Origin of the sequence: Mycobacterium sp. shizuoka-1 (assembly GCF_002723835.1) — a bacterium.
Taxonomy (GTDB): Bacteria; Actinomycetota; Actinomycetes; order Mycobacteriales; family Mycobacteriaceae; genus Mycobacterium.
Window position 1 is genome coordinate 1 of sequence record NZ_BEWG01000148.1, and the last position, 6,805, is coordinate 6,805.

At 65.8% G+C, this 6,805-nt stretch carries 9 protein-coding genes; 7 read left to right on the forward strand and 2 right to left on the reverse strand.

The window, feature by feature from the left end:
• The first annotated feature begins 108 nt into the window (after positions 1–108).
• The 7 genes from pcaH to MSZK_RS31200 all read left to right on the forward strand — a co-directional run bounded on the left by pcaH (position 109) and on the right by MSZK_RS31200 (position 5,796).
• Positions 109–906 (forward strand): protocatechuate 3,4-dioxygenase subunit beta, encoded by a 798-nt coding sequence (gene pcaH, locus MSZK_RS31170; protein WP_043416460.1) that lies wholly within the window; start codon positions 109–111, stop codon positions 904–906.
• Positions 906–1,475 carry a protocatechuate 3,4-dioxygenase subunit alpha gene (gene pcaG, locus MSZK_RS31175; RefSeq protein WP_043416462.1) on the forward strand — a complete coding sequence of 190 codons (570 nt, stop codon included), beginning with the start codon at positions 906–908 and terminating at the stop codon, positions 1,473–1,475. The genes pcaH and pcaG overlap by 1 nt, the downstream gene beginning before the upstream one ends.
• On the forward strand, positions 1,472–2,677 hold the full coding sequence (locus MSZK_RS31180; RefSeq protein WP_043416463.1) for a lyase family protein: 1,206 nt from the start codon (positions 1,472–1,474) through the stop codon (positions 2,675–2,677). Before pcaG ends, MSZK_RS31180 begins: the two co-directional genes overlap by 4 nt.
• Positions 2,674–3,855 (forward strand): 4-carboxymuconolactone decarboxylase, encoded by a 1,182-nt coding sequence (pcaC, locus tag MSZK_RS31185; protein WP_047040849.1) that lies wholly within the window; start codon positions 2,674–2,676, stop codon positions 3,853–3,855. Before MSZK_RS31180 ends, pcaC begins: the two co-directional genes overlap by 4 nt.
• Entirely contained in the window at positions 3,852–4,550 is a 699-nt protein-coding gene (locus tag MSZK_RS31190; RefSeq protein WP_047040851.1) for a 3-oxoacid CoA-transferase subunit A, read from the forward strand. Before pcaC ends, MSZK_RS31190 begins: the two co-directional genes overlap by 4 nt.
• A complete protein-coding gene (locus MSZK_RS31195; protein WP_047040853.1) occupies positions 4,547–5,236 on the forward strand; it encodes a 3-oxoacid CoA-transferase subunit B in 690 nt (229 codons plus the stop codon). Before MSZK_RS31190 ends, MSZK_RS31195 begins: the two co-directional genes overlap by 4 nt.
• A 71-nt stretch (positions 5,237–5,307) precedes the next feature.
• Complete coding sequence (locus MSZK_RS31200; RefSeq protein ID WP_047040871.1) at positions 5,308–5,796, forward strand: cupin domain-containing protein; 489 nt, start codon at positions 5,308–5,310, stop codon at positions 5,794–5,796.
• Between the two features lie 224 nt (positions 5,797–6,020).
• On the opposite strand, the gene MSZK_RS31205 is transcribed toward MSZK_RS31200, so the two are convergent.
• Positions 6,021–6,491 carry a hypothetical protein gene (locus MSZK_RS31205; protein ID WP_047040856.1) on the reverse strand — a complete coding sequence of 157 codons (471 nt, stop codon included), beginning with the start codon at positions 6,489–6,491 and terminating at the stop codon, positions 6,021–6,023.
• A 24-nt stretch (positions 6,492–6,515) separates the two neighbouring features.
• Positions 6,516–6,731, reverse strand: coding sequence for an IclR family transcriptional regulator C-terminal domain-containing protein (locus tag MSZK_RS31210; RefSeq protein WP_074414912.1), 216 nt, complete (start codon positions 6,729–6,731; stop codon positions 6,516–6,518).
• Positions 6,732–6,805: the final 74 nt, after the last annotated feature.

Sequence of the window (6,805 nt, forward strand, 5' to 3'; positions counted from 1 at the left end):
CACCGACACCGCCCTCAGACGGCGATCAGCAAGCCGGAACGGAGGTCGCCTGAAACACGCCGATCCACAGGTATTGACAATTCCTCAGGAGCCAATAGTGTCAAGGCTATGACAGCAGTGATCGACCCCGATCCCGACGGCGGGTTGCCGAGGCAGCAGGCGATCAGCGCGGAGATCGAGGCGATCGAGTCCGAGTATCAGCGCGCTGGCATCGAGGAGACGCAGCCGCGGCTCGGCTACGCGCCCTACCGCAGCAGCCTGCTGCGTCATCCCACGAAGGACCTACACCACGCTGACCCGGAGGGCGTCGAGCTGTGGACGCCCTGCTTTTCCGAACGCGACGTGCATCCGCTTGAATCGGACCTCACCATCCAGCACTCAGGCGAACCCATCGGCGAACGGATAGTGGTGACCGGCCGGGTGGTCGACGGCGACGGACGGCCGGTGCGACGTCAACTCGTCGAGATCTGGCAGGCCAACGCCGGCGGTCGCTACATCCACAAGCGTGATCAGCACCCGTCCGCGATCGACCCCAACTTCACCGGCGTCGGCCGCTGCCTGACCGATGACGACGGAAGCTACCGCTTCACCACGATCAAGCCAGGGCCGTATCCGTGGAGGAACCACCGCAACGCTTGGCGCCCAGCCCACATCCACTTCTCGGTGTTCGGAACGGAATTCACGCAACGGCTGATCACCCAGATGTACTTCCCCGGCGACCCGTTGTTCGCGCTGGACCCGATCTATCAGTCGATCACCGACCGAAAGGCCCGAGACCGACTGATTGCCAACTACGACCACGACGTCACCACCCACGAATGGGCCACCGGATACCGGTGGGACATCATCCTCACCGGCGCGACGCGCACTCCGACCGAGGATCCCCACCGCGGAAGCGAACACTGATGAATACCCTGCTCACCGCCACCCCGGGGCAGACCGTCGGACCCTTTTTCGGTTACGCACTCCCGTTCGACCGGTGCGACCAGCTGGTTCCGGCCGGCTCACCGGGTGCCGTCCAGCTTTCCGGCTTGGTCCTCGATGGTGACGGCCAGCCTGTTCCCGACGCCCTACTTGAGATCTGGCAGGCAAACGCCGACGGCACCATCCCCACGTCCACCGGCTCGCTACACCGGGACGGCTGGACCTTCACTGGGTGGGGCCGCGCCGGCACCGACGATGGCGGACGGTACAACTTTTCCACCGTCATCCCAGGTCCCTGCGATCCCGGTGCGGCACCGTTCTTTCTGATCACCGTGTTCGCCCGCGGGCTGCTCAACCGGCTGTTCACCCGCGCCTACGTGCCCGGGGGGCAGCTGGCCGGCGATCCACTGCTGGCGTCCCTGCCGCCCGAGCGTCGCGACACGCTCATCGCCACCCGCGAGGGCGCCGGACTACGCTTCGACATCCAATTGCAGGACGCGCCAGGCAAACCCGAGACGGTCTTCCTGCGCTACGCGGGACACCAGCGATGACTGACCTCTTCTGGCCGGGCGACGACCTCGCAGGCGACCTGATGAGCGGCCCCGCATTCCTCGAGGCCATGGTGGCCGTGGAACGGGCGTGGCTGGACAGCCTCGTCGACGCCGGTATCGCACCGCAAGAGGCGCGTGCCAGCTTGGCAGACCTCATCGCCGACGCCGACACCGAGTCGATCGCCCGCCGCGCCGCCACCGACGGCAGCCCCGTCAGCGCTCTGGTCACGTTGTTGCGTGAGCGCTCAACGGCGGCGACAGCCCGCTGGTTACACCGCGGGCTAACCAGTCAGGACGTCGTCGACACAGCGCTCGTCATCTGCGCCCGTGATGTCCTCATGCGCATCGGCGACGAGTTCACCGTCCAAGTCCGGGCGCTGTCCGAGCTCGCTGAGAGGCACCGGAGCACACCAACACTCGCGCGTACCCTGACCCAGGCCGCCCTACCAAGCACCTTCGGCGCCAAGATGGCACGTTGGCTTACCGGCATACTGGACGCCGCCGAACCGCTGACCGGGCTGCTGCCCTCGCTGCCGGTGCAGGTCGGTGGCGCGGTGGGAACGCTGGCGGCGGCTACCGAATTGACCGGTTCGGTGGACGGCGCCATCGCGTTGAGCGACGCGCTCGCCGGCGCACTGCGGCTGGCGCCGGCTCCGCCCTGGCACACCACCCGCTCGGCGATCACCCGCATCGGGGATGCGTTGGTGAGCTGCTGCGACGCCTGGGGGCACATCGCCGCCGACATCGCGACCGGTAGCCGGCCCGAGGTCGGCGAGCTGGCCGAGGGGACTGGTGGCGGCTCATCGACGATGCCGCACAAGAACAATCCCGTCCGCTCTGTGTTGATCCGGCGCACCGCGCTCACCGCGGGCACCTTGGGCGCCACCCTGCACCTGGCCGCAGGAGCGAGTGTCGACGAGCGCTCCGACGGCGCGTGGCACGCCGAATGGGCCACACTGCGCACGCTCGCCCGCCACACCGTCGTGGCGGCCATCCAAGCCTCCGAACTGCTCTCCGGGTTGCAGGTGGACACGGCGCGGGCGGCCGCGAACCTGGCCGACGCGGGCGGGCTGCTCACCGAACAACGTGCAATGACCGAGTTGACCGGTAGCCCAGCACGGCCCGACTACACCGGTGCCGCCGATCGGCTGATCGATTCGACCTTGAGTCGGGCCCGCCGCTTCATCAAGTCTGCGTCATGACCATTCCGGCCTTGGCCACAATCGACTTCGGCGGACCCGACGGTGCGCCTGTCCTCGTGCTGGGGCCTTCACTGGGTACCTCGGCAGCCACGCTGTGGAGCGCTGCGGCTGGATGGCTGAGTGCGCACGCCCGCGTCGTCGGGTGGGACCTACCCGGTCACGGTCGAGGCGGTCCTGGCGAGCCCTTCACGATCGCCGAACTCGCGGTCGCCGTGCTGGCACTCGCCGACGACATGCACGCCGAGACCTTCCACTACGCCGGTGATTCGCTCGGTGGCTGTGTCGGTCTGCAGCTGATGCTCGACGCGCCGCAACGGGTGGACTCGGCGACCCTACTGGGCACCGGTGCGTTGATCGGCACCCCAGCTGGCTGGCTCGAGCGCGCCGCCACCGTCCGCGCCGAGGGCGTCGAAACCTTACTCTCGGGCGCGGCCCAGCGGTGGTTCGCGCCGGGCTTCGTCGACCGGCAACCAGGTGTCGGCGCGGCGCTGCTGGACACCCTCAGCCACACCGATCCGGAGTCCTATGCGCAGGCCTGCGAGGCCCTCGCGGCATTCGACGTCTCCGACCGATTGCGCGAGATCGTCACTCCCGTCCTGGCCGTGGCAGGCAGCGCCGACGTGCCCACACCGCCGGAGTCATTGCGGCGCATCGCCTCCGGTGTCCAGGACGGTGACCTCGTAGTGCTCGACGGTGTCGGCCACCTGGCACCCGCCGAAGCCCCGGACCGGGTCGCCGGCCTCATCGCAGAGCAGGTGGGTATTCCGCAGCCTGCGACTAGGACCGTCGAGGATGTGTGTCGCGCGGGAATGGCGATACGGCGCCAGGTGCTCGGCGACGGGCACGTCGACCGGGCAATCGCCGGTACCACCGACATGACCGCCGATTTCCAGCACCTGATCACCCAGTACGCCTGGGGAACCATCTGGACACGCCCAGGTCTAGACCTTCGCAGCCGCTCGATGATCACCCTGACGGCGCTGGTCGCGCGCGGGCACCGCGAGGAACTGGCGATGCACCTGCGAGCGGCCCGCCGGAACGGTTTGAGCAACGACGAGATCAAGGAGCTGCTGATGCAGACTGCCATCTACTGTGGCGTCCCCGACGCCAACTCCGCGTTTCGCATCGCCGCCGAGGTATTGCCGGAATTCGACGAGGACGAGCGGGCGTCGTCATGAGCCGCACCGCCGTCTGCGCCGCCGCCCACGAAGCCGTCGCCGGAATCGCTGACGGCGCCACAATTCTCGTCGGCGGATTCGGCATGGCGGGCATGCCCACCACACTCATCGATGCGATCATCGAACAGGGCGCCGCCGAGCTCACCATCGTCAGCAACAACGCGGGCAACGGCGACACCGGTCTGGCCGCGCTGCTGGCTGCCGGTCGGGTCGCGAAGGTCATTTGTTCCTTCCCCCGACAGGCCGATTCGTACGTGTTCGACAGGCTCTACCGGGACGGCATGGTCGACCTCGAAGTGGTCCCGCAGGGCAACCTGGCCGAGCGGATCAGAGCGGCAGGCGCGGGCATTGGCGCGTTCTTCTGCCCGACCGGTGTCGGCACCCCGCTCGCCTCGGGCAAGGAGATCCGCACGATCGACGGCCGCGACTACGTGCTGGAGTATCCGATCCGCGGCGACGTCGCACTCATCGCAGCACACCTGGCCGACCGGGCCGGAAACCTGTTGTACCGCAAGACTGCTCGCAACTTCGGTCCGGTCATGGCGACCGCCGCCACGCTGACCGTCGTTGAGGTCTCCCGCGTCGTCGAGACCGGAGGCATCGACCCCGAGACGGTCGTGACGCCGGGTATCTTCGTCGACCGCATCCTCGACCTGTCCTCGATTCCCGCCGCCCGCACCGAGGCCGCCTCGTGACGGGAACGCTCGATGCAAGGACACGGCGTCGTGTCGAGCATCTCGACCGTGGCCCGTTGGACCGCGGGGAGATCGCCGCGATGATCGCCCGCGACATCGCACCTGGGTCGTACGTCAATCTCGGCATCGGCCAGCCCACGATGGTCGCCGACTACCTCGACCCCGCCGCCGAGGTGGTGCTGCACACCGAGAACGGCATGCTCGGCATGGGAGGCGCCGCGACAGGAGACGCCATTGACCCGGATCTCACCAATGCAGGCAAGGTTCCGGTCACCGAAACCCCTGGGGCGTCCTACTTCCACCACGCCGACTCCTTCGCCATGATGCGCGGCGGCCATCTCGACGTGTGTGTGCTCGGGGCGTTTCAGGTCAGCGAGCGTGGAGACCTCGCCAACTGGCACACCGGAGCACCGGACGCCATTCCCGCGGTCGGGGGTGCGATGGATCTCGCCATCGGAGCGAAGCGCGTATTCGTGATGATGACGCTGTTCGGCAAGGACAGGACCGCGAAGTTGGTTCCGGAGTGCAGTTACCCGCTGACCGGGCTTCGGTGCGTCAGCCGGCTGTATACCGAGTACGCGATCTTCGACATCGACAACGCCGGAGACGGACGCGTGCGCGTACTCGAGACCTTCGCCATCAGTATCGCCGCGCTCGAGAAGCGCTTGCACATAGCTCTGTCGTGACCCTGGCGCTTGGGTCGCCGAAAAGTGACTCCATGCTCGCTCAGCGACGAAATTCCCAGAGGAGTGGATTGATGACCCTATCCCGTGACGAGCTAGCCGATTTCGCCGAAAGTATGGCGCGCGCAGGGGATCGCGACACCCAGCACGTGACCGAGGAGCACCTCGTCGTGAACTCCACCGAGGCACACTGGATCCAGACCGGAAGCCCATCAGAAATTGGATTGCTTCTGCGGATACCCGCCCGCTCCATTGAGTTCTTCCTGCAGAAGATCCCCGCCGGTGCGGGCAGTGACCTTCATCGACACGTACACGAGTCAGTTCACTTCGTGCGACATGGCTCGGGCTGGTCGGAGATTGGCGATCAACGCGTAACGTGGAGCGCAGGCGACTTCGTGTATACGCCGCCGTGGGTATGGCATCGCCACTATGCAGATGACCAACAGGACGTCGAGATGATAGTCATCGAGAACTCCCGCCTCCTGGCTGCCGTGGACGCAACCCAGAGGGAAACCAGGGGCAACGTTAGCTTCGCCGAGGCTTTCGGCGTCGGCGACACGTAAGCAGTGGAGAAATTGTCAAGGTAATCGCTTCGAAGGGCGCTTGACGACGGCGGTCAAACACACGGCGGCCGGTCAACCCATCCACGGCGCTAATGTCCAGCCGCCCTGCAACTTTCGTGGCCGCGGCGTCTCCCGGCGAAGCAGGCGGCCTGATCTGCACCCGTGTTGTCGGCCCACGGGTTGTGCGAGTAAAGCGCAAAGTGATCACGATGCGGTCACATGCGTTATTCGTCGAACCCTTCATCTGGGATAGCAAACGCCGCCCTGGCGTTGTCGTTGAGATTTGCAAATCCATCGATAACCACCCGGGCCACGCGGGTCTCATGGTCGACAATGCGGATCAGCCACGTGTGAAAGGCCGCACCGGTGAATTCTTCGCTGACCGGCGAAGGAGCTCTCCAGCGACGGAAGAAGAACTCGAGTCGTGTCGTCAGCTCGATGACATCCTCCTGCACCGGAACGTAGGAAAGTACTTGACGCAGTTCGAGGCGTTCGTCGAAAATCCCGTCCCGCTGCGTGAGATACAACCGCAGACCATTGAGTCCCTTCCATTGGTGGCCGCCGCGAAAGCCGATTTCGAAGTCGTCTGTGAGGACGGTTGCGAACATTTGCTCGGCCGGCGAGTGGCGCTGTTCTAAGCGCAGGTAGTCATCGATCGTCGAAACGAACGCCGGCAGGTCGGGGGTACTCGACACAGAACATCTCCTTTGCCAATGTAGTTAGACCAGCTTAGTAGCAAGCTCTGCGGCAGCTTCGCCGATGATGCCAGCTACTTTGCGGACATGTGATGGCCGTAACCGATAGCTCGGCGCTGATGCATTTAGTGCCAGCCTCACGTCGGGACCTCTTGCAGGTATGGCGACAGCAACGGATGCGACACCTTCTTCGCTTTCCTCCCTACTGGTCGCGAAACCGCTCTTTCGAGAAATAGTCAAATCCTGTGGATCGAGGGTCGTCAGGCGACCTCGGACACTGGGGTGTCGGGCGATGGTTCCGGGGTGATGTCGAC